Below are 2,439 nucleotides of genomic sequence, written 5' to 3'. Positions count from 1 at the left end.
TAGAATGTTGAACGCGATTTGTCGCGCACCAACGGACGAATTACTGACTACTTTATAATGCGGTACTAGCTCAGTTGGTAGAGCGCGACCTTGCCAAGGTCGAGGTCACGAGTTCGAGCCTCGTGTACCGCTCCAATCTTTTATATCTATCAAAAATATCCCAAACAAAAAGCCATAAAAATTTCTTATTTTAAATACAATCTTTCTCTATCTAATTTCATATGCAGTGAACTACCCAGCGACTAAAGAACACTTAGTTTTCTCGCTATGCGTTCGATAAAAAATTGCGTTAAAGCCTTTAGTAATTAGCAACGATAGTTACTCGCGAAGGACAAGTTCTTTACCAATAAAGTGATGTGTTTTTACTGTGGTAATTAATGGGCATGCGGCGGGAGTGCAGTTTAAGTGTTGAAGAGGCGACTTGTTAAAACAACTCGCCCTGAATGGTTGCTACAATTCGCCTAGTACCACCTCTGTCTCGATGCTCACCTAAATAAACACCTTGCCATGTACCTAAAGCTAAATAGCCATTTGTAATAGGGATGCTTAACTCACAGCCTAAAATACTGGTTTTTATATGAGCTGGCATGTCGTCGTCACCTTCATAATCGTGACGATAATAGGGTTGGCACTGCGGAACAAATTCATTAAAGTGGCTCTCCATATCCATACGTACAGTAGGGTCGGCATTTTCATTAATGGTTAGGCTAGCTGAAGTGTGTTGAATAAATAAGTGCAGTAAACCCACCTTATAATTTGTGAGTTCGGGAATTTGAATGAGTATTTCGTTATCAATTAAATGAAAACCTCGGATACGAGGTTTTAAAGTAATGACTTTTTGTTGCCAACTCATAACTTATCGAAACTCACTTCAATATTGGCGTTACCCGCATCGCAGGTAAATGGCATGAGTATTTTTTTACCTTGGCTTTTATGGGTAATAGTATGGTCTTTACCAGATACAACAATTGGAGTTGCCATATCAAAGTCGAAACCTTTTTGACCCAATAAGTTTTTAGCGCCACCTGTAACCATGTTAGTAATTTCGCCTACCATGTCGGTCACTTCTTCATTTATACTATCTGGACGTTCGCCAAGCATACGTTCCATGATGGTAAGTGCTAACTGCTCATCAAAAGTTATTGAAAAAGAGCCTCGTGTTTGCGGGCCAACCATTCCGATCAGGCCTGATACATCACCACAAGCTTTCTCATCAGTTTTAATTCGTGGCTTACCTGGCTTTAATTGTGTTTGAGCCATTGTACTTAATACATTGATTAAAGAAGATAAAAAAGGGTTGATGAACTCTACATTCATATAATTTACTCTTAAATTAGTGCTAAAAAATAGCTATATAAAATATTTATATCGCTACTAAAACTATGCAGCTCTGCAAGACTCACACCTTCCATGTGCTTCTATTGTTTGCGCCGATACAACAAACCCACCTTCCGCAGCTAAACTATTTAGCTCATGCGAAATAACGGTTGAATGCAGTTCTTTAACAAATCCACAGGTATCGCAAATTAATAACTGTACAGGATGAATATGATCAAAATGATGGCACAACATAAATGCATTGGTGCTTTCAATTTTATGAATAAAACCAAGCTCAGCCAAAAAATCTAATGCACGGTATATCGTGGCAGGTTTAGCGCCAGTTTCTGTTACTTTTAATTGCTCGAGCAAATCATACGCGCCCACACCACCTTGCGCACTTGCAAGTAAACGAAATACCTTTTCACGGATAGGTGTAAATCGCGCACCACGGTTGTCACATACTTGTTTTGCTTTACTTACGAGTGATTCTATATTCATCGTTCTCTTATCCTTATGCTACCTTGATATAATATCACACTGTATTTAAGTTGCAGTGTTTAAATTAAACGCGTTTGTTAAAGCTATTCACTAAGGCGTGTTTATCTTTAGAGGTTAAATTAATAGTAGCGAGTTTGGTTTTAGGGAGGGCAGTACTTATTGTATAGTGTCGCTATTTTCCATTAATAAGCGATAACGCTTGTTTGGATATTTGCTTGTAGTAAATGAGCAAGTAAATAATACCTATGTAGTAGCTTCAGTACTATATAGTAAAATAATGAAGGCCATTAGTTTTAAACTACATTAAAAGTACATTGGCTTTCTCTAATTTCTAATTACTCAGGTTATTACTTATAAAGAATTGCATGACTTTTAGTTTTGTTTACTATTTGTGCATGCTTAATATGCGTAGCGTAATAAGCACACTTTATTTACCCAAACAATCGAGTGGTGCTTAAATTATGCACTGCTCAATACCAGCTTAGAATGTAAAACCAAGTCGAGTTACCCAAAATACAGATGGTTTAGTATTGTTTTTAATCGTTTGGTTTAAATATCAAGCGAACAGCGTTTTATTTTAAGTTTTCTTTAAAAAACGCTTGCGTAAAACTGGCTGCGCCC

At 37.3% G+C, this 2,439-nt stretch carries 3 protein-coding genes and 1 tRNA gene; 1 reads left to right on the top strand and 3 read right to left on the bottom strand.

From position 1 onward, the window contains the following. Window positions 1-59: 59 nt before the first annotated feature. Window positions 60-135 (top strand) — tRNA-Gly (locus tag HC000_RS18120). A 289-nt stretch (window positions 136-424) separates the two neighbouring features. On the opposite strand, the gene HC000_RS18115 is transcribed toward HC000_RS18120, so the two are convergent. From HC000_RS18115 to HC000_RS18105, 3 genes are all read right to left on the bottom strand, one after another. Beyond that, complete coding sequence (locus HC000_RS18115; RefSeq protein ID WP_179808376.1) at window positions 425-853, bottom strand: secondary thiamine-phosphate synthase enzyme YjbQ; 429 nt, start codon at window positions 851-853, stop codon at window positions 425-427. After that, window positions 850-1,317, bottom strand: a complete 468-nt coding sequence (locus HC000_RS18110; protein ID WP_011327200.1) for a chemotaxis protein CheX — start codon at window positions 1,315-1,317, stop codon at window positions 850-852. Before HC000_RS18110 ends, HC000_RS18115 begins: the two co-directional genes overlap by 4 nt. 63 nt (window positions 1,318-1,380) lie before the next feature. Next, a complete protein-coding gene (locus HC000_RS18105; protein WP_011327201.1) occupies window positions 1,381-1,818 on the bottom strand; it encodes a transcriptional repressor in 438 nt (145 codons plus the stop codon). Window positions 1,819-2,439: the final 621 nt, after the last annotated feature.

The sequence above is a fragment of the Pseudoalteromonas sp. MIP2626 genome, from assembly GCF_013414205.1.
Taxonomy (GTDB): domain Bacteria; phylum Pseudomonadota; class Gammaproteobacteria; order Enterobacterales; family Alteromonadaceae; genus Pseudoalteromonas; species Pseudoalteromonas nigrifaciens.
The sequence above is the reverse complement of the archived record's forward strand: the minus strand, read 5'-3'. Positions and strand labels throughout refer to the sequence as shown.